Below are 22,282 nucleotides of genomic sequence, written 5' to 3' on the forward strand. Positions count from 1 at the left end.
AGAAAACTGAAGGACAGTATATGGCCGATAACAACCGCGATATGCCTAAGGTTGATAAAGACCTTTACTTTGTTATCGACGAAAAAAACAATCAAATTGATCTTACCGACAAAGGGGTTGAATACATGTCCGCTGGAAACGAGGACAAAGATTTCTTCGTGTTAAATGATATCGGTACTGAAATCGCAGAACTTGAATCAAAAAACCTGAGTAAAGAAGAAGAATTCGAAGCGAAGGAAAAACTTTTCAGCGAGTTTGCTGTAAAATCTGAGAGAGTTCATACATTAAGCCAGTTACTGAAAGCCTACACATTATTCGAAAAAGATGACGAATATGTTGTGATCGATGGCGAAGTGAAAATTGTAGATGAGCAAACCGGCCGTATTATGGAAGGAAGACGATATTCCGACGGACTTCACCAGGCGATCGAAGCGAAAGAAAACGTAAAAATAGAAGCGGCGACCCAAACCTTTGCAACCATTACCCTGCAGAATTACTTCAGGATGTACAACAAACTTGCAGGGATGACCGGTACTGCAGAAACAGAGGCAAGCGAACTTTGGCAGATTTACAAACTGGATGTTGTGGTAATCCCAACAAACCGCCCGATTCTTCGTGATGATAAGCAAGATCTTGTTTTTAAAACCAACCGTGAGAAATACAATGCCGTTATTGAAGAAATCGAAAGATTAACCGCCGCCGGAAGACCGGTATTGGTGGGAACAACTTCGGTTGAAATCTCTCAGTTGCTTTCAAGAGCACTTCAGTTAAGAAAAATTCAGCACAACGTACTGAACGCGAAACTTCACGCTAAAGAAGCAGAAATTGTAGCAATGGCCGGTGGTCCCGGTGTTGTAACGATTGCAACCAACATGGCAGGTCGTGGTACCGACATTAAACTGCAGGGTGATGTGAAAGCCAATGGCGGTCTTGCAATCATCGGTACAGAAAGACATGACTCCAGACGTGTTGACCGCCAGTTAAGAGGTAGAGCGGGCCGTCAGGGAGATCCGGGAAGCTCACAGTTCTACGTTTCGCTTGAAGATAACCTGATGCGTCTTTTCGGTTCTGAGAGAATCGCGAAGATGATGGACAGAATGGGTCATAAAGAAGGTGAAGTAATTCAGCACAGCATGATTTCGAAATCCATCGAAAGAGCTCAGAAAAAGGTAGAGGAAAATAACTTCGGCATCCGAAAAAGACTTTTGGAGTATGATGACGTAATGAACAAACAGCGTGACGTAATCTACAAAAGAAGAAAGAATGCACTGTTCGGTGATCACTTGAAATACGATATTTCGAACATGATTTTCGACGTATCTCAGTCTATCGTAAGTAAAACGAAACTGGAAAACGACTACAAAGAATTCGAGTACGAAATCATTAAGTATTTCACCATGGAAGCACCGGTTTCTGAAAACGAATTCAAAACAAAGCAGGTTCCCGAACTCACCAATATCGTATTCAAGGCCGCTACAGAAGATTACCGTATGAAACTGGAACTTCTGAAAGAAAAATCATTCCCAATCATTGAGAATGTATATCAAAATCAGGGTTCTATGTTTAAAATGATTCAGGTTCCGTTCACCGATGGAGTAAAAACAATGACTATTGTTACGGATCTGAAAGAAGCATACGAAACAAAATGCGATTCTTTAATCAATGATTTCGAGAAAAATATTTCACTCGCTATTATCGATGAAAACTGGAAGCTTCACTTGAGAGAAATGGATGACTTAAGACGTTCTTCACAAGGTGCGGTTTACGAACAGAAAGATCCGTTGGTGATTTATAAGCAGGAATCTTTTTATCTTTTCAGCGAAATGGTAGAAAGGGTAAACAAAGAAATCGTTTCCTTTTTATACAAAGGCGAAATTCCAGCATAAGCAGCACAACTGAATAATATCATTAAACTTCTCCATTCTTGGGGAAGTTTTTTTGTTAACGTAATGTGAATTTGTTGTACTTTTAAAGTCTAAATTTTTTTTTTGAATGGCACTAATAGACTTGTCAAAACAGATTGCTTTAGGAATCGATATTGGAGGAACCAATACCAAATATGGCTTTGTGAACCACCGCGGAGAAATTCTTGAAAAAGGCAGCCTCAAGACCGATGAATACGAAAAAGTTGAAGACTTCATCGATGCTTTATACAATAAAATGTCGCCTTTGATGAAGAAACACAGCAACCAAACAAGACTCGACGGTATTGGTGTGGGTGCTCCCAACGCAAATTATTATACAGGAACCATCGAACAGGCTCCGAACCTCCGCTGGAAAGGTATTATTCCATTTGCAGAACTCATGACTAAAAAATTCGGACTTCCCTGCAAAATGACCAACGATGCCAACGCTGCAGCACTAGGCGAAATGATGTTTGGCGCAGCAAGAGGAATGAAAGATTTCATCATGATGACATTGGGAACAGGAGTTGGAAGCGGAATTATTTCCGGTGGAAATTTAATATACGGACACGATGGATTCGCAGGAGAATTGGGACACACTATCATAAAACCCGGCGGACGAAAACATTGGAGTACCGGTTCCGAAGGTTCTTTGGAAGCTTATGCATCGGCAACAGGAATCGCGATTACCGCCAAAAAAATGCGTGCAGAATTTCCAGATTCTATGCTGAATCAATATCCTGAAGAAGAAATTAATTCTAAAGTCGTACACGAATGCGCTAAGAAAGGCGATCCTACTGCAATAGAAGTATTCAGATATACCGGACAAAAATTAGGCGAAGCTTTAGCGAATTTCGTAATGTTTTCTTCACCGGAAGCCATCCTTCTCTTCGGTGGAGTGATCAAAGCAGGAGACTTCATCTTAAAACCTACTAAACTCCACATGGAGCGCAACCTTTTACCTATTTTCAGAAACAAAGTAAGATTGGTTTTCAGTGAATTAGACGAAGCAGATGCCGCTATCCTTGGTGCAAGCGCGTTGGTTTGGGAAAAATAAAATAACTCTTCATTAATAATATTAACGAACATCTCACTATCGGGATGTTTTTTTATTTGGATTTACCAAACTAATCTTTTGAGGTTCCAGCGCCCATGGTTTAGGTTGTTTACCGAAAATTTGCGGCTTTAAGGCTCAAATTTGGGGTTGGGAGGTTCATGTTTGGGGTTCCGAACCTCAAGTTTGGGGTTGGGAGGCTCATTTTTGGGGTTTAAAGCCTCATTTTTGGGGTTAAGAGGCCCATTTTTGGGGGTAAAAGGGTCAAATTTGGGGCTTGGAGGATCATTTGTGAAATTGCAGATCTGAAATTTGAGCTTTTTAACCTCAATGTGCATTTAACCGCAATTCATCATTAACCATCATTATAAATTAAAATTTTTATGATAGAAAACCGTTATTAAAAAATGAATAAGATTTTAGTATTTTTGATGGGTCTTATTTTGTTTTCCTGCAACGGCCAGGAGACGAAGAAACCTTTAACAAAAAATCAGAAAATGGATAAACAGAATTTAGAATATATCACCTTCGGTGGCGGCTGTTTTTGGTGTGTAGAAAGTTGTTTCAATATGCTGAAAGGCGTGGATGCCGCAATTTCAGGATATTCCGGAGGACATAAAGCGAACCCGACCTATGAAGAAGTTTGCACTGGCGAAACCGGGCATGCTGAAGTGGTACAAATTGCTTACGACCCAAAAATTATTTCTTACGAACAGCTGATGGATGTTTTCTTTTTCCTACACGATCCTACTCAGCTGAACCGACAGGGAAACGATATCGGAACCCAATACCGGTCGGTGATTTTCTATAAGGATGAGGCTGAAAAACAGAAAGCTGAAGCTGCGTTAAAAGCCTCAGAAGCCTCAGAAAGATGGAAAGGAAAATATGTTACAGAACTGGCAAAATTCGAGAAATTCTGGCCGGCAGAGCAGTATCATCAAGGATACTACAATGCAAATCCTACGCAGCCTTACTGCAGCGCTGTAGTTGGGCCGAAGATTGCCAAATTCAAAAAACATTACGGCGAGCTTGGAATGCTGGAAGCGGATACTGAATAATAAAAAAGCGGAGAAAATTCTCCGTTTTATTGATGTCTGAAGATGGTGCAACCAGCTTCTGTCGGATGATCCTGAACATAGTCTTCAGGATTTCCTTTATAATTAACTGATAAATCATTAAATCTCCTGCGGCTGCAGCTGAAAAAAAGATCCCAAACACAAGAAGCATTAAATTACCGGTAATTAAACTGATGATTCCCGGAATTATACCCAATAAAACCAAAGGAGCCAGTAGAGCGATGATGTAATGCTTAATCTTCAGAGGTTCTTTGCAATGGCAATAAGGAGTTAGCATTTTCCATAGGATTCCAAATTTCACAGCGCTGAAACCCTTTTGAGCATACATCGCGAAGAAAATACCGTGGATCATTTCGTGAATTACTATTCCCAAAATCACTCCTGCTACAGGTGCAAATAAATTCCACAATTTATGGTTGCTGCTGAATAAATTAGCGGAAAAACCGTTCTGCCAGATGATGAAAAACGGGACCGAAAAAATGATCGCAAATAGCACCAAGTATTTCAATGCGACCAAATTAGCTTTCATTAAATCAATGATTTTATCTTCCTTCACAAAGTTTTCGAAGTTCATATGATGTATTAAGTGTGTAAATTAAGAAATATTTCACAAAAAAACCCACCAATATTTCGGTGGGCTGAGTACATATTGAAATTTAATTATTTCACTAAAGTCATTTCACTGATCAGGTGACCTGCTTTACCGTATTTTTCGATGATCCAAAGCACCATTCTTACATCAACGTTGATGGTTTTCTGAAGTTTAGGATCGAAGATGATATCACCGCTAAGCGCTTCACTGTTTCCGTCGAATGCAAGACCGATTAAGTGTCCGTGTCCGTTAAGAATTGGAGAACCAGAGTTACCTCCTGTAATATCGTTATTTGAAAGGAAGTTTACCGGCATGAAACCTTTTTTATCGGCATACTGGCCAAAGTCTTTTCTCTTCACTAAATCCAGGAAGTCCTGTGGAAGATCAAATTCTTCATCTCCTTTTTTATATTTCGCAACCATTCCGTTAATTTCTGTGTAATAGTTGTTCTTTTCGTTTATTCCACCATAATTACGGTCGCTTCTTACAGGCAGTGTATCAACAGATCCTGTGGTAAGTCTCATGGTAGAGTTTGCATCCGGATAGAATACGGTATCAGGCTGGGATTTTCTTAATCCATCTAAGAAAATTCTGCTGTTTTTAGCAAAAGCTTCATCTACTTTAGCATATTTATCACCTGCTAATTTTTGGTCTGTATAGAATCCGTTTGCCAGTTTCAGAAGCGGATCTGCGTCGATTTTCAACCGGTCCGGATTGTTTACAAAATTCAAAGCAGATTCTTTGGTTGCGAAAATTGAAGAAAACGCAAGTGTTGAAAGGTTTTTCGCATCAGCAGCCATTAGGGTTGCTGACGCATCGTCTTTACTAACTCGCTGTTGGTAAAGGTTGACCATTGAATTCAGCATTTCTCCTTCAAGCTTAGCATTGAATCCGTCGTACATTCTGTCGATTGCATCGGTAACTTTGGTTTTCATCGCAGCTTTTCCGTTGGCATCCTGATCTGCATAGGTTTTCAATAAAGAACCTAACTGGTAGGCCACCGGGATATATTTTGCGTTTCTCTGAAGTTGTGAAGAATAATTTCTTTCAACATTTCTGTTAGAGAACTGCGCATAATTGGCTTTGATATTATCCAAAACTCCTGAATACATTACTTCGTTTGCAGGTAATATTGCCCATTTCATGAATTTGGCTTCCAAATCTTTTTTACCGCTGATAGTTCCGTTTTTAATCACGGCGTCGATGGTACCCTGTCGGTTTTTCCAGTAATTTGCCACAGAAGCATATTGGGAAGCATAGTTAAGCTTCGTTGCCTGATCTGCATCCATATACTTTTTCATAACATCCATGGCAAGTTTTGAAGCTTCAACCCAAGCCGGATAATCTTTATTTACCATCTGCTCGATTCCGAAAGAGGTAAGGTATCTGTTTGTTCTTCCAGGGAAACCAACAATCATCGCGAAATCGCCAGGTTTATAACCTTTAAGTGAAATCGGAAGCGCGTGCTTAGGCTTCATAGGAACGTTGTTCGGAGAATATTCAGCCGGATTCCCGTTTGCATCTGCATATACTCTGAATACAGAGAAATCTGCGGTATGCCTTGGCCACTCCCAGTTATCGGTATCACCACCGAATTTACCTAAAGCGTTTGGAGGTGTCCCTACCAATCTTACATCTTTAAAATCCTGATAAACAAAATAATAAAACTCGTTTCCGTTGAAGAAATCTCTAACCACAACGCTGTATTTTCCGTTTTCTGAATTTTCAGTCTGGATGGCTTTGTATTCTGCATCGATAATTTCTTTTCTTTGGTCTGCAGACATATTGTTATTAAGCTTATCGTTAATACGCTTGGTAACATCATCCATTCTCACCAAAAATCTTACGGATAGGCCTTTTGCAGGGAGTTCTTCACTTTTTTTCATGGCCCAGAACCCGTTGGTTAAATGGTCTTTTTCCGGAGTTGAAAGTGCAGCGATTTGTCCGTATCCACAGTGGTGATTTGTAAAGAGTAAACCTTCTTTAGAAACCATCTCGGCAGTACAACCACCACCGAACTGCACAATTGCATCCTTCAGGCTGGAATTGTTGACAGAATAAATTTCTTCAGGAGTAAGCTTCAGACCTTGCTTTTTAAGGTCAACACCGTTAAGTCTCTTGATCATTGTCATCAGCCACATCCCTTCATCGGCTCTTAACTGAACAAAGCTCATCATGAATGTGAGCAGTAAAAAAATTCTTTTCATTTATAAAATTATTTAGTAGGCTAATTTATGAAAATCATTTCAAATACAGCTTTTCTCAAAAAAAAATGGATGAGTAACCCTCATCCATTCCTTATTATAATATTACTACCAAACTATTTTTTGATAAGTTTAGTGTTTTCTACAGCACCTTCTCCATAATATACCTGAAGAATGTAAGTTCCTTTAGCTAAAGAAGAGACATTGATTTGGTTACCTGCTTTAAAGGACTGAACTTTTTTACCGGTCATATCAATAACTGAAATGTTCTCAATCTTCTTGTTAGAAGAAATATTTACGATATCAGTTGCCGGGTTAGGATAAACTTTTAAGTTAGACTTAACTGCGTTATCAGAAACCCCAAGTGCCAAGTTTCCATTGAATTTGAAGATTCCCTGAGTTCCTGAAGGTCCGTCAGAGAAATATCCTGTCCAGCCGGTTGTAGGATTAAGGAAAGATACCTTCCCTCTCTGTCCCCCATCGATTCCAGGAATATTATCAATGATTGTCCAGTTTAAACCTCCGTCAGTAGAATATGCAGATCCGGTACCTTGTGCTGCAGCAGAGTTGATACCAGTTGTTACATAGGTATTAGCTGTACCAGGTACATAGGCAATATCACCGAAGAACCATGTCCCGTTGGGTGTAACTGGATCCCATGTTACCCCTCCGTCATTTGTTGAATAGAGACCGGCAGATAATGTAGTAGGAGAGTCAGCTCCGTCCACTGCAAGTAAAAGTCCGTTATTAGCATCTTTAAAAGCAAAGGCTCCAGAAGATCCGGAAGTAATTACTCCACCAAAGTCAAGCACGGGGCTATAGTTTCCGGTCCAGGTGTTTCCTCTATCGGGAGAGTGCAGAATTCGGCCTACGCTGGTACCAATCCATATATTATCACCAACAACTTCCTTAAGACCAACGTAAGTAAAATCATCACCGTTTACAGGTACTGGCGCGCCGGGAACTGCCGTCCATGTTGAACCTCCATTAGATGTTTTGAACATTTCGAATTTCCCGTTTAATGGGTCACCACTTGTCCATCCATTATTTGCATCCCAGAAGTAAATATGATTCGCAAATGATCCAGAGGTATAGCCTACGGTTTGCTGCGTCCAGCTAGTACCTCCGTTTGTAGTTTTCCAGATTCTGTTGGCATTAGTTCCTGCTGAAGCCGGTGCGGTTACTACCCATGCGGTATTTCCGTCAATAGCTGACAAATCGGACACAAGAGTATTTGATCCTGGGCCAGTGATATTGTTAGCAGTCCACGTAGTGCCGCCATTAGTCGTACGCGAAACAATCTTAGGATATGTCCCGGCTCCGGAGCCGTCGTATGCAAATATCCATACCGTGTTTGCATCTACAATATCAATCTCATCAACACCAAAATTCAGAGGGAATTTGGTTCCCTGAGGAACCCAAGATTGAGCCTGAGATAGCATAGAAACTAGCGCAAAGCCAGTGAGTAAAATTTTTTTCATAATCTTTAAAGTTTAATGATTTTTTGTAAAATTATACAAATCCGAAATAATACACAAACTATATTGCCATTTTTTTACCTTAAAGATAATTTTGATGCTAAATGGTGAATCTTGTTTTAAAGAACTTAAAAGAAAAAATTAGACATATTTATAAGATTTTAACATCTCCGTGTGAGGAATATCATCTTCCAGATATTTTTTCCCGGTATCCTGAAATCCAAATTCCGAATAAAACTTTAAAAGATAATCCTGTGCAGAAATTCTTACATCTCCTGCGCGAAATCGGGCTTCAATAATAAAAAGTGCAAATTTCATAAGCGTTTTCCCCAACCTCAGATTTCTGTAGTTGGAATTCGTTAAAACACGACCTATAGATGCTTCCTGATATTTAATTCCTGAATCGAAAAGCCTGCAGTAAGCTAAAATTTCGCCGTTAGTCTCGGCCCACAGATGCACTGCTTTATCATCGTAACCATCAGCATCCAAATAATTACATGTCTGTTCAACAACAAATACAGCCTGCCGGATTCTTAAAATTTCATATAATTCCGTCACTGAAAGTTCTGTGAAAGACTTAATTTTCCAATGAATTGTTTGCATTACAGAAAGTTTACTTTATTGTTTTCCAGAAATGCGTTAGTTTCGGCGATGAATTTCAAAATTGCGTCGCCTCCTTCTTTTTTCTCCGCCGATGTTATGTAAATTTCAGGCAGGTCTTCCCATGTTTTCAGAAGTTCCTTTTTGTACTCTTCTACATTAGCCAGTACGGCGTTTGGTTTGAGTTTATCCGCTTTTGTAAATACAATGGAGAAAGGAACTCCGTTCTCGCCACACCATTCTATAAATTCAAGGTCGATTTTCTGTGGTGTATGTCTTACATCTACCAACACAAAAAGGTTGACAAGATTTTTTCGGTTCAATATATAATTGTTAATCAGTTTTTCGAAATCTTTTCTCATACTTTTCGAAACACGGGCGTACCCATAACCTGGCAAATCGGTAAGATACCACGCTTCGTTGATTATAAAATGATTGATTAACTGGGTCTTTCCAGGAGTCTGCGATGTTTTGGCAAGGTCCTTATGATTCAGCATTGCATTGATTAGAGAGGATTTCCCAACATTAGACCGTCCGATAAAAGCATATTCCGGCAGCACAGCTTCCGGGCAATCCTGCCATCTTCCGCTGCTTTTTATAAACTCTGCTGTCTTGATAATCATTTTATTATTTTTTTCAAATTTAATTAAATAAAAAATGGAAGTTAAAAACCTCCATTTTATTTTTCTATTTTCTTCAGCCAGCTGTAAAGGATTTCGTTAAACTCATCTGGCTTTTCCATCATGGCGGCGTGACCACATTTTTCGATCCAGTATAAATCAGAATTTGGTAAGAATTTATGCATATCTACTGCTACATCAGGTGGTGTCACGTTATCATCTTTGCCCCAGATTAAACAAACAGGTGTTTTAATTTTCGGTAAATCGTGCAGCATGTTGTGCTTTATTGCGCTTCTGGCAAGCATTACTGTTTTTATTCCCTTCATTCTATCATTCACTACAGCAAAAACCTCATCTACCAATTCGTCTGTCGCTACAGTCGGGTCATAGAAGACTTCTTCTGTTTTCTTCCTTATATATTCTTTATCAGATTTGCGTGGAAAACTGTCACCGAAAGTTCTTTCATACAGACCAGAACTGCCTGTTAAGACTAAGTTGGCAACAAGCTCTGGGCGGGCAAGCGTAAGGATCAGCCCAATATGTCCACCCATCGAATTTCCTACGATCGTTACTGGCTCATCAGTTTTTTCTTCAATGAATTTGGCGACATATTTTGCAATTGTAGTAAGATTGGTGTGCAAAACCGGTAAGTCATAAATAGGAAGCACCGGTACAAAGACCTTGTACCCGCGTTCGGAAAAATATTTTACCGTTTTATCAAAATTACTCAAACCTCCCATTAATCCATGCAGAAGAATCAGCGGGTGACCTTCTCCAGCCTCAATGAAAGAGTATTTTTTTTCTTTTTTCGTAATAAATCTCATAGAAATGCTTACTAAGCACTGCAAAAATACAAATTAAAGACCAACTATTATTTACATGAATGAATTTATAATAAAAATAAATTTCAAAGAAAAAGATGAGAGTTTTTCAATTTATTTTTCATAAATCCAATAATATGTTAACTTCTTTTTAATCAGCTGTTTAGTATTAACAATCAAAACTTATTAACATTAAGTCAAAAAGTGGGAAAAAGTGGGAGCTTTTAGAAATTTTTATATAAATTTGTCCCAAATGAAGAATTTCATCGGCACATATGAATGTAAAATCGACGACAAGGGTCGCCTAAAACTCCCTTCATCATTGGTAAAACAGATGGAGAATTTTGGCGGAGATTCTTTTGTAGTCAAGCGTTCCGTATTCCAATCCTGCCTCGAGGTTTATCCAATGTCGGGTTGGGAAAAACTGATGGAAAAAATTAATAAGCTGAACCGTTTTCAGAAAAGAAATGCAGATTTCATCCGCCAGTTTACCGCGGGCCTGAAAACTGTAGAACCCGATAACGCAGGCAGATTACAGATTTCTAAAGATTTAACCCTTTTTGCAAATCTAAAAAAAGAAATTGTGATTACCAGTGCCGGCTCGCTTTTCGAGATTTGGGACAAAGAAGCTTATGAAGCGGTAATTGCCACTTCGGAAGAAGATTTTGCGAAACTTGCCGAAGAGGTAATGGGAGACATCAGTTTTGATGATCAGGAAGAATAATTATTCCAAAACGTAGTGTGCAGCGGCCACTTCACCTTAATATAATATAGAATGTATCACAATCCTGTTTTGTTGAAGAAAAGTGTTGATGATTTGGTAACGAATCCTGACGGGATTTACGTTGATGTTACTTTCGGTGGTGGTGGGCATTCCCGGGAAATCCTGAAAAGACTTTCACCGAAAGGCAGACTTTTCAGTTTTGACCAGGATCTGGACGCACTTAAAAACACTATTGAAGACGAAAGATTTACCCTCATCAATCAGAATTTCAGGTTTTTAGAAAATTCCCTACTGGTTTATGGTATTAATAAGGTAGACGGAATTCTGGCAGATTTAGGCGTATCGTCCCATCAGTTTGATGAAGCAGAACGCGGTTTTTCTACAAGAAGCAATGCACCGCTGGATATGCGGATGAATGTGATGCAGGTTCTGGACGCCAAAAAAATCATTAACGAATACGAAGAAGAACAGCTCGCCAATATTTTTTACTATTACGGCGACTTACGGGAATCCAGAAAACTGGCGCGCGAAATTGTGCACCACAGAAAAATAAAACCTATTGAAACCACAGAGGATCTGAAAAAACTCTTTAGCTACATCCCGGCATTCAAACAGAATAAGTTTTTCGCTCAGGTTTTTCAGGCCATCCGAATTGAAGTAAATCAGGAGTTGGAGGTGCTAAAAGAAATGCTCCTTCAGGCATATAAAATATTGAAACCCGAAGGCAGACTGGTCGTAATCTCATATCATTCTCTGGAAGACAGACTGGTAAAGCGTTTCCTGAAGAACGGCATGTTCGAGGGTGAACCCGAGCGCGATATCTACGGAAATTATGCAAAAGCATTTAATCTGCTTCAGAGCAAGGCAATTGTGCCGGATCACGCAGAAATAGAAGAAAATTCCCGTGCAAGAAGTGCAAAAATGCGGGTTGGAATAAAAATATAAATTAAAGATGAGTGATCACATTCATCAGATCAATGGCAAAAAAACAAACATATCGCCCCCAGAAAAAATTAACCTTTATTGACATCATAAAGGGAAATTTTCTGAACCGTGATGAAGTGAAAATTCATTACCGGTACTTTCTGCTGATTTTTCTGCTTTTGATGATTATGATTTACAGTAACCATTTGGTGAGTAAAAAAATTGAATTGGTAAATGAATTAAAAGAACAGACTGAAGAATATAAGTCGAGAAACGCATACGCACAAAGCCGGTTGATTAAAGTAAAACTGGAATCGGAACTAGGCAAGGAAATGGTGGAAGATTCCCTTTTATCTCTGGAAAACCACCCACACAAATTATTGATAAAATTAGACAGTACAGATGGCAGTACTCAATGAATTCGAAAATAAGCGCTCAAAAACTTTGAGATGGGGCTACCTTTTTGCCGGGGCAGCCTTCATCCTTTTTGTGGTGTTTTTAGGCCGGATTCTTATTCTTCAAAACACTAATGTTCAGGAAATTAAAGACGATTACATCAGTAAAAATTATCGTGAAGCTACTTTAAAAGCTGCGCGCGGAAATCTTTATGCTGCGGACGGTTCCATTCTCGCCACTACGGTAATGCGTTATGATGTTTTTCTCGATTTCAAAACAATAAAAGATACAGTTTACTCCAACAATATCGGCGCTTTAACAGATTCTCTTTCCAAAATGTTCGGAAAGCCGCGAAGTTATTTCAGAGACCGCCTCGATCAGCAGAAAAAAGCAAACAACCAATATTATTCTTTGGTAAAAGGCCTTGATTTCGATGAATACGATCGAATCCGTAAGTTCCCGATTTTCAAAAAAGGAAAAAACCGCGGTGGATTTATCGTTGACCGGAATTTTAAACGAGAACTCGCCACAACGCAGATCGGCGCCGGGACTATTGGAATGGATAACGGCGTTACAAAATCTGGTTTGGAAGGCGCCTTCTCCAAATACATGACAGGAGTCAACGGAACCCGCCTGGAGCAGCGTGTAAACTCCAGCCAGTGGAAACCCATTGATTACTGGAAAGTTAAGGAACCTGTAGACGGCCAGGATGTATACACCACGATCGATTTACGCATTCAGGATATTGCGCATTCAGCACTCGAAAAACAACTCATCAATTTCGATGCAGACCACGGTTCTGTATTGGTAATGGAAGTCGCTACAGGCAAAGTGAAAGCAATGGTCAACCTAAAGCGTACCGAACCCGGAATGTATGTGGATTCCTATAATTACGCACTTAAAGACGCCACCGAACCTGGTTCAACCTTCAAAACGGTGTCGCTGTTAGCCGCAATGGATGATGGTTTTATTGATGAAAACACCACAGTAAATGTTGGAAATGGCGTGTGGACGTATGCCAAGCAGAGAATTTCCGACGGTCATGGCGGTGGAGTTTATGAAATAGCCGATGTTCTGGCAAAATCCAGCAACGTAGGGTCAGCGAAACTCATTACCCAATATTACGCCGATAAACCACAGGTTTTTCTGGATCACTTAAAGAGATGGAAAATGTTCGAAAAAATGGACATTGAGCTTCCCGGAATCACCAAACCTTTCATTGTAACCCCAGAAAACAAAAGATGGAACGCTGCGACACTGGCTTCACTTTCTTATGGATACTCCTCACGATTCAATCTGCTGCAGCTTACCACATTCTATAACGGAATCGCCAACAAAGGTAAAATGCTGAAACCACTTTTCATTGATAAAATCATGAAAGACGGGCAGATTCTGTATTCCGCTCAACCAGAAGTTATGGTTAAAAAAATGGCTTCTGAAAAAGCAATTACAATGATGACCAACGCGCTGACTAAAGCCGTTGAAAAAGGTACGGCAAGAAGTATTTTCACCCCGAACCTGAAAATGGCCGGAAAAACAGGAACCGCAAGATTCGAATACTGGAAACCCGGTCCCGCAAAATATCAGGCGAGTTTTGCCGGATTCTACCCTTCCGACAATCCCAAATATACTTGCATTGTGATGGTTAATCAGCCAGATAAATCTAAAAGTTATTACGGATCAACTGTAGCCGCTCCGGTTTTTAAAGAAATTGCAGGAAAAACCTTTCTGAAAACGCCGCAAAATATTGAAAGAGAAATGCTGGTTGACAAAAAAGTTGATCTCAGCAAAATGGTGGAACGAACCGAAAAAATCGCTGTCACAGGTAAACAGATGCCGAAAGTAGTAGGACTCATCGGGAAAAACGTAATTCCCCAACTTGAAAACCAAGGCTATAGAGTTGATTACAAAGGTGTTGGACGCATTAAAGAACAGTTTCCCGTGGAAGGCACCACGATTAAGAAAAACCAAAGAATTTACCTGAGTTTACAGAATTAAAAAAACTGGAACAGGCTGCAAGGCTTGTCCCTGAAATATAAAATGAATTTAGAAGCGTTATTGAACAGAATCCCCGTACTTGAAATTTCCGGACGTAAAAACCCGGAGATTTCGGAAATCGTTTTCGACAGCCGTAAAGCTGTGGAAGATTCACTGTATGTGGCTGTGAGAGGAACAGTTTCCGACGGACATTCTTTTATTGATGCGGCCATCGCAAAAGGTGCCATAGCGATTGTTTGCGAAGTTCTGCCAGAGAATCTTTATCCAGAAATCACTTACATTCAGGTGAAAGTTGCTTCGAAAACTTTGGGTCAGCTGGCTTCAAATTTTTACGGAAATCCTTCAGAAAAACTCAGTTTGATTGGAATTACAGGCACGAACGGGAAAACTTCGGTTACTACCCTTTTGTTCGATATTTTCAAGAATTTAGGATTTAATTCCGCTTTAATTTCTACGGTAGAATACCGAATTGGGGACGAAATCATTCCGTCAACGCACACCACACCCGATATTGTACGATTAAACCAAATACTGGCAAAAGCGGTTGAAGTGGGCTGTGAATATGCCTTTATGGAAGTTTCTTCGCACGGAATTCACCAGAACAGAACTGAAGGTCTGAATTTTAAAATTGCTGGATTTACCAATATTTCTCACGATCATTTAGACTATCATAAAACCTTCAGCGAATACCTCAAAACCAAAAAAAGGTTTTTTGATGATCTGAATCCGGAAGCCATTGCCATCACCAACATTGATGACAAAAACGGAACTGTGATGCTTCAGAATACAAAAGCAACGCAAAAAACTTACGCGCTGAAAACCATGGCAAATTACCACGGCAGAATTCTGGAAGCAGATTTCAATGGGATGCTGCTGAATTTTGGCGGTAGAGAATTCTGGACCACCTTGACCGGGAAATTCAATGTTTACAACCTGCTGCTGGCTTATGCAGTTGCGATCGAAAGCGGTTTTCATGAAGAAGATGTACTGAAAACCATCTCAACGCTGAAAAAAGTAAAGGGACGTTTTGAAACCCTGAAATCCGACAGCGGAATTTTCTTTGTTATCGACTATGCGCACACGCCCGACGCACTCGAAAATATTTTAGATTCCATCAACGATATCCGCACAAAAAACGAAAGACTTATTACGATTTTCGGCTGTGGCGGTGACCGTGATCATGCAAAACGTCCCGAAATGGGCAAAATTGCAACAAGAAAATCAACGCTGGCCATCATCACAAGCGATAATCCAAGAACTGAAGATCCGGCGGCAATTATCAAAGAAATTGAAGCAGGTGTGGAACCGCAGAATTTCAGCAAATACACCTCGATTCCCGACCGTAAAGAAGCCATAAAAATGGCGATTAAATTTGCGGAACCGAGAGACATCATCCTTCTTGCCGGAAAAGGGCACGAAGATTATCAGGAAATCAATGGCGTAAAACATCATTTTGATGATAAAGAAACCATTATGGAACTCGCAAAATTAATGTCGAAATAATTTGCGAGAATTAAATTATTAACCGAAAACCAAAGAAAATGTTATACTATCTCTACGAATATTTTACCAGCATCGGGGTTCACGTTCCGGGACTCGGTATGTTCAGATTTATTTCTTTCCGTGCTGGAATGGCGGTTTTGCTGTCACTGATTATCGCTTTGGTTTACGGAAAAAAAATCATCAATTACCTCCGCAAACAGCAGATGGGGGAACTGGTTCGTGATCTGGGTTTAGAAGGACAGAAGCAAAAAGAAGGCACGCCAACAATGGGAGGACTCATCATCATTCTGGCTACCCTGATTCCGGTTTTGCTCTTCACCAAAATAATGAACATTTACATTCTATTACTCATCGTTTCGGTGGTGTGGATGGGCGTTATAGGTTTCATTGATGATTATCTGAAGAAAATAAAGAAAAATAAAGATGGCTTAAGCGGAAAATTCAAAGTGATCGGGCAGGTTGGTTTGGGATTGATCGTGGGAGTGCTCATGTATTTTCATCCCGATGTTACGGTAAAAAGAAAATATGCTGACGCCAAAGAAATCAACCGTAATAACATCGAAAAAAACTTCATGCCCACGGAAAAAGCTACCGTTTCCACAGTACCTTTCGTTAAAAATAATGAATTCGACTACAGCGGAATACTCTTCTGGATGAGTCCCGAAGATGCCCACGAATGGGCCTGGATCGTATTTATTCCAATGGTAATTTTCATAGTAACTGCGGTTTCCAACGGCGCCAATATTACAGATGGCATCGATGGACTTGCTGCGGGAACAAGTGTCGTCATCCTGCTTACACTGGCCTTTTTTGCCTACATTTCCGGGAATATTATTTTTGCAGACTACCTCAACATCATGTTCCTCCCGAATATGGGTGAAGCTACCATTTTCGCTCTGGCCCTCGTGGGTGCGGTGATTGGTTTTTTCTGGTACAATACCTATCCGGCTCAGGTATTTATGGGCGACACAGGCAGTCTAATGCTGGGCGGCATAATTGCTGTTTTAGCCATTATCCTGAGAAAAGAGCTTATGATCCCTGTGCTATGCGGTATTTTCGTTGTCGAAAATATTTCTGTGATGCTTCAAGTGGCAGTTTTCAAATACAGAAAAAGAAAATATGGGCTCGAGTATGCCCAGAATAACAGACTTTTCAAAATGTCGCCCCTTCACCATCATTACCAAAAAGAAGGTTATCACGAGAGCAAAATCGTGAACCGAATGATCATTATTGGGGTTCTATTTGCGATTATCTGTTTAATTACTTTAAAAGTGAGATAGCGACAGGTTGACTTGTCAATAAAAAACAAAAAAATGAAAATAGTTGTTTTAGGAGGCGGAGAAAGCGGCTTTGGTGCAGCATACTTAGCAAAGAAAAAAGGCTTGGAGGTTTTTCTTTCAGACAAAGGTCTGATTAAGGAAGACTACAAAAAGCTTTTGCTCGATGCCGGCATTGAATATGAAGAAGGAAAGCACGATGAAGATAGAATTCTTGCAGCCGACTGGATCATAAAATCACCGGGAATTCCTAAAAAAGCTGAGATCATTTCGAAAATCAACAAAAAAGAAATCCGGCTTTCCTCTGAAATTGAATTTGCTTCTGAATTCACCGATGCCAAAATCATCGCGATTACCGGAAGCAACGGCAAAACAACAACAACGTCACTGATTTACCATATTCTTAAAAATGATGATTTAAAGGTAGGTTTAGGCGGAAATATCGGTAAAAGTTTTGCAAAACAGGTTGCTGATGAAAATTTTGATTATTACGTTCTGGAAGTAAGTTCTTTTCAGCTCGACGATATCCAGAATTTCAGGCCTTATATTTCCCTGTTGTTGAATTTGAGTCAGGATCACCTGGATCAGTACAATTACAATTACGAAGAATATGCTTTGGCAAAATTCAGAATTGCTGAGAATCAGGAGAATGATAATTTCTTCATCTATAACAAAGATGATGAAATGAGCATGAATCTTCTCGAAAAACTCGAGATAAAAGCCAAAATGATTCCTTTTTCACTGAAAGAAAAACTCAAAGAAGGCGGTTATCTCACCGAAGATAAAATGGTGGTAAAACTTCACGACGAATTTTCAATGAAAATCGATGAATTGGCATTGGTAGGAAACCATAATGTTGCCAACAGCCTGGCAGCTTCAATCGCTGGTAAAATACTTAAAATAAGCAATGAGAGCATCCGGAATTCCTTAACCACATTCCAGGCAGTAGAACACCGGTTGGAGCAGGTAGCCGAAATTAACGGCGTAAGGTTCATCAACGACAGCAAAGCTACCAATGTAAATGCGACCTATTATGCTTTGGAAAGCATGAAACAGCCTACCGTATGGATTGTTGGTGGTACAGATAAAGGAAACGACTACACCGAAATCGAAGATCTGGTAAAACGCAAGGTAAAAGCAATTGTCTGTTTAGGGCTCGACAACCAAAAAATCATCGATTTTTTCAAAGAAAAGAAAGAATTAATCTACAGCACATCCAGCATGGAAGACGCTGTGAAAACAGCAAAATCTCTTTCAAAAAGCGGCGATACCGTATTGCTTTCACCATGTTGTGCAAGTTTCGATTTATTCGAAAATTATGAAGACCGCGGAAATAAATTTAAAAAAGAAGTTTTAAAATAACACCCCAAACGGGACGCAAAAATGCAGGAAACAGAAAACAAATTCGAATTATTGAAAGGTGACAAAGTCCTTTGGAGCGTAATCTTACTGATTTCGTTCTTTTCGGTGTTCCCTGTCTATTCCGCAAGTTCGAATCTGGAATATATTGTAAACAGCGGCACCACGACTTCGCATTTAATTAAGCACACATTTTTTGTAGTGCTGGGTCTGGCGATCATGCGTGGCGTTGGAGTAGTAAAATACGAACACATCGGTAAATTGAGCAGTATTTTATTGGCCATCATGATTCTCCTGCTTGGATTAACGATGTTTGCAGGCCAAACTATTGATGGTGCTTCAGCCTCACGGTGGCTGAAAATCCCTGGTACGCCGATTTCCTTCCAGCCGTCGTCGTTCGCCTATCTGTTGCTTATCATTTACCTGTGCAGATATTTAACCAAAAAAATTAAAAGAGAGCGCCACACCTGGGAAAATATTCTATTTATTTTCGGGCCGGTTCTTCTCGTATTTGGCCTCGTAGCAAAGGATAACGGATCCACAGCTTTAATGATCCTCATCGTTTCATTGGCGGTAATGCTTATAGGGCAGCTCAGTAAAAAATACATTTTCGGATTTGTGGGAATCGCTTCATTGGCTATTGGGATTTTCATGTTTGTCGCACTGAAAACTGATTTGATTGAGAACAACAGGGTACATACCTGGATGAGCCGTGTAGAAGTTTTCATGAATTCTAAAAAGGAAAATCAGCTGGAAAACGAAATCGACAAAGCCAAAAATTATCAGGTAATGCAGGCGAAAGCCGCCATCGTTCACGGTGGAATTGCAGGAATGGGACCAGGGAAAAGTGCACTGAAGCAAATGCTGCCACAATCTGCATCCGACTTTATTTTTGCGATTATTGTTGAGGAATATGGATTTATCGGCGCTTTGGTACTTATTTCACTCTATCTCATCATGATCATCAGAATCGTGATGATTGCCAGTAAAATGCCGGCGTTTTTCGGCAGTTTACTTGTGCTGAGCCTTGGCATCATGATTTTTGTGCAGTTATCGGTAAACATTGCAGTCGCAGTAAACCTTATTCCGGTGACCGGGCAGCCTTTGCCGTTGATTAGTTATGGTGGAACATCGATGCTGGTGACCTACCTTCAGTTAGGGATTATTTTAAATGTAAGCTCCAGAATACAGGTATATGATGAAGAAGGAATGGGCAAAAAACAGGATATCGAAGAGATCAATGATATCGCATAAAATTACGGTTTTAAAAAGATGAACAGAAAGTTAAAAGTTTTAATGAGCGGCGGCGGAACAGGTGGACACATCTTCCCTGCCATCGCTATTGCCGACGAAATCAGAAAAAGATTTCCGGATGCTGAATTTCTGTTTATCGGAGCCAACGGAAAAATGGAAATGGAAAAAGTTCCGCAAGCCGGCTATAAAATTACAGGATTAAATATCGCAGGATTCGACCGCGGAAATCTTCTGAAAAATTTTGGCCTGCCTTTCAAAATTCTTTCAAGCTTGGCTAAAGCAAGAAAAGCCATTAAGGATTTTAACCCGGATTTTGCAGTAGGAACCGGCGGTTTTGCAAGCGGTCCAGCATTATTTATGGCCTCGGCACTGGGCGTTCCCATTTTTGTGCAGGAACAGAATTCGCTTCCAGGAAAGACCAATACTTTTCTGGCAAAGCGTGCGAAGGCAGTATTTACCGCATATCCCGATATGGAAAAATTTTTCTCCGGAACAAAAACATATTTTCTGGGAAATCCGATCCGCAAAAACATCATTACCAACTTAATTGAAAGTGATGTCGCCAAAGAAAAAGCAGGTTTAGACAAAAATAAACTCACCATCCTTTCCGTAGGCGGTTCCTTAGGTTCCCGAACGTTGAATAACGCGTGGAAAGAACATTTAGATCAAATCATAGAAAAAGATTATCAGTTGATCTGGCAAACCGGAAAAACCGATTACCAAAATATCTTAGCCGAAACAGAACCCAAACAGAACAGAAACATTCAGATTGTTGAGTTTATTAAAAACATGGAGCTTGCCTATTCTGCCGCAGATATTATCGTGTCAAGAGCCGGCGCCATTGCAATCTCTGAACTGGCAGTTGCAAAAAAACCGGTGCTTCTGGTTCCATTTCCTTTTGCGGCGGAAGATCATCAAACTAAAAATGCGATGACTCTGGTAGAAAAAAATGCAGCCAAAATGGTGAAAGACACAGAAATGAAGCAGAAATTCTGGCCTACACTCATGGAAATCTGCGAAAGCGAAAAACTAAGGAAGGAAATGTCTGCAAACCTGGATTTCTTCGCGAAACCCAACGCAGCGCAGGAAATTGTATCTGTAATCTTATCCACTTTAAACATCAAATCCTAAGCGAGATGAAAGCTTTATCAACATATCAGAACTTCTACTTTGTAGGCATCGGCGGCATCGGAATGAGCGCTTTGGCGCGTTATTTCAATGCATCCGGAAAAAAAGTGATGGGTTACGATAAAACCGCGACAAAAATTACGTCTGCTTTAATCTCAGAAGGAATTGATATTATTTTTGAAGATGTTGTTTCTGAGGAAACTAAGCATTTAAATCCGGAAAATACGCTGGTAATTTTCACACCTGCCATTAAAAAACTTGATATTTTAACTCATTTCAACGGTCATGGATTCACGGTGCTGAAGAGAGCAAAAGTTCTGGGTTTAATTACTGAAAATACCGCGTGTATCGCTATTGCAGGAACCCACGGCAAAACCACAACCTCTTCCTTAGTAGCGCATCTCTGTAAAGAAGCAAATCTTTCGTTTTCAGCTTTTTTAGGTGGAATTGCAGAGAACTTCAAATCGAATTTCCTGTACAACGGAAGTGACATATCGGTGGTTGAAGCCGACGAATACGACAGAAGTTTCCTCAACCTTTCTCCGGACTGGGCGGTAATTACTTCAACAGACGCTGATCATCTGGATATTTACGGTGATAAAGCTACGATTGAACAGGGATTTATAGATTTTGCAAATCTGGTTCCGGCAGATAATCAGCTTTTTGTAAGAAAAGGGATCAATATCGGCAGAAATGCCAAAAGCTATGCGGTGAATGAGGAAGCGGATTATTACTCAGACAATATCCGGGAAATCGGCGATAAAATTTATTTCGATTTTCACACGCCAACCGAAGAGATTGATGATTTCGAATGGGAAATTCCGGGAATTCACAATGTAGAGAACGCGACGGTTGCTATTGCGATCCTTCATAATTTAGGCGTTGATTTCGAAACTTTAAAACAGGGAATTGTCAATTTTAAAGGAATTAAAAGACGGTATACCAAACACCGTTTCGAAAACGGAAAAATTTATATCGACGATTACGCGCATCATCCCACAGAACTCAATGCGGTAATTGGTTCCATCAAAACCTTTTACCCGGAGAAAAAACTTTTGGTGGTTTTCCAGCCGCATCTCTTCAGCAGAACCCGAGATTTTGCGGATGGTTTTGCAGAAAGTTTAGATAAAGCTGATGAACTTATTCTGCTGGATATATATCCGGCGAGGGAATTACAGGAAAATTTTGAAGGAGTGACCTCATCCTGGCTGTCGGAAAAAATAAATTTGGAAACTCGCGAAGTTTCGACTTTAGAAGATGCTTTCAGCAGGATTAAAGAAAAAAATTTCGATGTTTTATTAACAGTAGGAGCCGGAAATATCGACACTTTATACGACGGAATTGTAGAATGGCTTTCGGGCAAATAGAAA

19 protein-coding genes are annotated in these 22,282 nt (G+C 40.0%); 13 read left to right on the plus strand and 6 right to left on the minus strand.

Annotated elements, in window-relative coordinates:
• From V5N63_RS05700 to msrA, 3 genes are all read left to right on the plus strand, one after another.
• Nucleotides 1–1,886: preprotein translocase subunit SecA (locus V5N63_RS05700; protein ID WP_442905781.1), on the plus strand; the 1,886-nt coding region annotated here is incomplete at its 5' end.
• A gap of 106 nt (nucleotides 1,887–1,992) precedes the next feature.
• Nucleotides 1,993–2,961, plus strand: a complete 969-nt coding sequence (locus V5N63_RS05705; protein WP_332033180.1) for an ROK family protein — start codon at nucleotides 1,993–1,995, stop codon at nucleotides 2,959–2,961.
• Nucleotides 2,962–3,365: 404 nt separating this feature from the next.
• Nucleotides 3,366–4,016, plus strand: a complete 651-nt coding sequence (gene msrA / locus V5N63_RS05710; RefSeq protein ID WP_332033181.1) for a peptide-methionine (S)-S-oxide reductase MsrA — start codon at nucleotides 3,366–3,368, stop codon at nucleotides 4,014–4,016.
• Here msrA and V5N63_RS05715 read toward each other — a convergent pair.
• From V5N63_RS05715 to V5N63_RS05740, 6 genes are all read right to left on the minus strand, one after another.
• On the minus strand, nucleotides 3,967–4,608 hold the full coding sequence (locus V5N63_RS05715; protein ID WP_332033182.1) for a DUF3267 domain-containing protein: 642 nt from the start codon (nucleotides 4,606–4,608) through the stop codon (nucleotides 3,967–3,969). The two genes, msrA and V5N63_RS05715, sit on opposite strands and share 50 nt — an antisense overlap.
• Before the next feature lie 86 nt (nucleotides 4,609–4,694).
• Entirely contained in the window at nucleotides 4,695–6,833 is a 2,139-nt protein-coding gene (locus tag V5N63_RS05720; protein ID WP_332033183.1) for a S46 family peptidase, read from the minus strand.
• 113 nt (nucleotides 6,834–6,946) lie between these two features.
• A complete protein-coding gene (locus tag V5N63_RS05725) occupies nucleotides 6,947–8,311 on the minus strand; it encodes a T9SS type A sorting domain-containing protein (RefSeq protein ID WP_332033184.1) in 1,365 nt (454 codons plus the stop codon).
• Nucleotides 8,312–8,449: 138 nt separating this feature from the next.
• Nucleotides 8,450–8,911 (minus strand): GNAT family N-acetyltransferase, encoded by a 462-nt coding sequence (locus tag V5N63_RS05730; RefSeq protein WP_332033185.1) that lies wholly within the window; start codon nucleotides 8,909–8,911, stop codon nucleotides 8,450–8,452.
• Nucleotides 8,911–9,531, minus strand: coding sequence for a ribosome biogenesis GTP-binding protein YihA/YsxC (gene yihA, locus V5N63_RS05735; protein WP_332033186.1), 621 nt, complete (start codon nucleotides 9,529–9,531; stop codon nucleotides 8,911–8,913). Before yihA ends, V5N63_RS05730 begins: the two co-directional genes overlap by 1 nt.
• A 56-nt stretch (nucleotides 9,532–9,587) precedes the next feature.
• A complete protein-coding gene (locus V5N63_RS05740) occupies nucleotides 9,588–10,352 on the minus strand; it encodes an alpha/beta fold hydrolase (protein ID WP_332033187.1) in 765 nt (254 codons plus the stop codon).
• 250 nt (nucleotides 10,353–10,602) lie between these two features.
• On the opposite strand from V5N63_RS05740, the gene mraZ reads away from it, so the two are divergent.
• From mraZ to murC, 10 genes are read left to right on the plus strand one after another with little or no spacing between them, the layout of a single operon-like run.
• Entirely contained in the window at nucleotides 10,603–11,073 is a 471-nt protein-coding gene (gene mraZ / locus V5N63_RS05745; protein WP_088468440.1) for a division/cell wall cluster transcriptional repressor MraZ, read from the plus strand.
• 51 nt (nucleotides 11,074–11,124) lie between these two features.
• Nucleotides 11,125–12,018, plus strand: a complete 894-nt coding sequence (rsmH, locus tag V5N63_RS05750) for a 16S rRNA (cytosine(1402)-N(4))-methyltransferase RsmH (protein WP_088468439.1) — start codon at nucleotides 11,125–11,127, stop codon at nucleotides 12,016–12,018.
• A gap of 32 nt (nucleotides 12,019–12,050) precedes the next feature.
• Nucleotides 12,051–12,416 (plus strand): FtsL-like putative cell division protein, encoded by a 366-nt coding sequence (locus V5N63_RS05755; RefSeq protein ID WP_088468438.1) that lies wholly within the window; start codon nucleotides 12,051–12,053, stop codon nucleotides 12,414–12,416.
• Nucleotides 12,400–14,391, plus strand: coding sequence for a penicillin-binding transpeptidase domain-containing protein (locus V5N63_RS05760; protein ID WP_332027753.1), 1,992 nt, complete (start codon nucleotides 12,400–12,402; stop codon nucleotides 14,389–14,391). The genes V5N63_RS05755 and V5N63_RS05760 overlap by 17 nt, the downstream gene beginning before the upstream one ends.
• Before the next feature lie 42 nt (nucleotides 14,392–14,433).
• A complete protein-coding gene (locus V5N63_RS05765; RefSeq protein ID WP_332033188.1) occupies nucleotides 14,434–15,894 on the plus strand; it encodes a UDP-N-acetylmuramoyl-L-alanyl-D-glutamate--2,6-diaminopimelate ligase in 1,461 nt (486 codons plus the stop codon).
• Nucleotides 15,895–15,932: 38 nt separating this feature from the next.
• Nucleotides 15,933–17,174, plus strand: a complete 1,242-nt coding sequence (mraY, locus tag V5N63_RS05770; protein WP_088468436.1) for a phospho-N-acetylmuramoyl-pentapeptide-transferase — start codon at nucleotides 15,933–15,935, stop codon at nucleotides 17,172–17,174.
• 33 nt (nucleotides 17,175–17,207) lie between these two features.
• Nucleotides 17,208–18,533, plus strand: a complete 1,326-nt coding sequence (gene murD / locus V5N63_RS05775) for a UDP-N-acetylmuramoyl-L-alanine--D-glutamate ligase (RefSeq protein WP_332033189.1) — start codon at nucleotides 17,208–17,210, stop codon at nucleotides 18,531–18,533.
• Between the two features lie 21 nt (nucleotides 18,534–18,554).
• On the plus strand, nucleotides 18,555–19,784 hold the full coding sequence (locus tag V5N63_RS05780; protein ID WP_265143897.1) for an FtsW/RodA/SpoVE family cell cycle protein: 1,230 nt from the start codon (nucleotides 18,555–18,557) through the stop codon (nucleotides 19,782–19,784).
• A gap of 18 nt (nucleotides 19,785–19,802) precedes the next feature.
• Complete coding sequence (murG, locus tag V5N63_RS05785; protein ID WP_332033190.1) at nucleotides 19,803–20,915, plus strand: undecaprenyldiphospho-muramoylpentapeptide beta-N-acetylglucosaminyltransferase; 1,113 nt, start codon at nucleotides 19,803–19,805, stop codon at nucleotides 20,913–20,915.
• Nucleotides 20,916–20,920: 5 nt separating this feature from the next.
• On the plus strand, nucleotides 20,921–22,279 hold the full coding sequence (gene murC / locus V5N63_RS05790) for a UDP-N-acetylmuramate--L-alanine ligase (protein WP_332033191.1): 1,359 nt from the start codon (nucleotides 20,921–20,923) through the stop codon (nucleotides 22,277–22,279).
• Nucleotides 22,280–22,282: the final 3 nt, after the last annotated feature.

It is taken from the genome of Kaistella sp., assembly GCF_032060305.1.
GTDB classification, from domain to species: domain Bacteria; phylum Bacteroidota; class Bacteroidia; order Flavobacteriales; family Weeksellaceae; genus Kaistella; species Kaistella yananensis.

What these genes read in the sequence shown, in the direction of transcription:
- V5N63_RS05730 (WP_332033185.1), bottom strand. Translation starts at nt 8,911, where the DNA reads ATGCAAACAATTCATTGGAAAATTAAGTCTTTCACAGAACTTTCAGTG.
- V5N63_RS05780 (WP_265143897.1), top strand. Translation starts at nt 18,555, where the DNA reads ATGCAGGAAACAGAAAACAAATTCGAATTATTGAAAGGTGACAAAGTC.
- V5N63_RS05740 (WP_332033187.1), bottom strand. Translation starts at nt 10,352, where the DNA reads ATGAGATTTATTACGAAAAAAGAAAAAAAATACTCTTTCATTGAGGCT.
- rsmH (WP_088468439.1), top strand. Translation starts at nt 11,125, where the DNA reads ATGTATCACAATCCTGTTTTGTTGAAGAAAAGTGTTGATGATTTGGTA.
- V5N63_RS05765 (WP_332033188.1), top strand. Translation starts at nt 14,434, where the DNA reads ATGAATTTAGAAGCGTTATTGAACAGAATCCCCGTACTTGAAATTTCC.
- murD (WP_332033189.1), top strand. Translation starts at nt 17,208, where the DNA reads ATGAAAATAGTTGTTTTAGGAGGCGGAGAAAGCGGCTTTGGTGCAGCA.
- V5N63_RS05715 (WP_332033182.1), bottom strand. Translation starts at nt 4,608, where the DNA reads ATGAACTTCGAAAACTTTGTGAAGGAAGATAAAATCATTGATTTAATG.
- mraZ (WP_088468440.1), top strand. Translation starts at nt 10,603, where the DNA reads ATGAAGAATTTCATCGGCACATATGAATGTAAAATCGACGACAAGGGT.
- mraY (WP_088468436.1), top strand. Translation starts at nt 15,933, where the DNA reads ATGTTATACTATCTCTACGAATATTTTACCAGCATCGGGGTTCACGTT.
- msrA (WP_332033181.1), top strand. Translation starts at nt 3,366, where the DNA reads ATGAATAAGATTTTAGTATTTTTGATGGGTCTTATTTTGTTTTCCTGC.
- V5N63_RS05720 (WP_332033183.1), bottom strand. Translation starts at nt 6,833, where the DNA reads ATGAAAAGAATTTTTTTACTGCTCACATTCATGATGAGCTTTGTTCAG.
- yihA (WP_332033186.1), bottom strand. Translation starts at nt 9,531, where the DNA reads ATGATTATCAAGACAGCAGAGTTTATAAAAAGCAGCGGAAGATGGCAG.
- murC (WP_332033191.1), top strand. Translation starts at nt 20,921, where the DNA reads ATGAAAGCTTTATCAACATATCAGAACTTCTACTTTGTAGGCATCGGC.
- V5N63_RS05725 (WP_332033184.1), bottom strand. Translation starts at nt 8,311, where the DNA reads ATGAAAAAAATTTTACTCACTGGCTTTGCGCTAGTTTCTATGCTATCT.
- V5N63_RS05705 (WP_332033180.1), top strand. Translation starts at nt 1,993, where the DNA reads ATGGCACTAATAGACTTGTCAAAACAGATTGCTTTAGGAATCGATATT.
- murG (WP_332033190.1), top strand. Translation starts at nt 19,803, where the DNA reads ATGAACAGAAAGTTAAAAGTTTTAATGAGCGGCGGCGGAACAGGTGGA.
- V5N63_RS05760 (WP_332027753.1), top strand. Translation starts at nt 12,400, where the DNA reads ATGGCAGTACTCAATGAATTCGAAAATAAGCGCTCAAAAACTTTGAGA.
- V5N63_RS05755 (WP_088468438.1), top strand. Translation starts at nt 12,051, where the DNA reads ATGGCAAAAAAACAAACATATCGCCCCCAGAAAAAATTAACCTTTATT.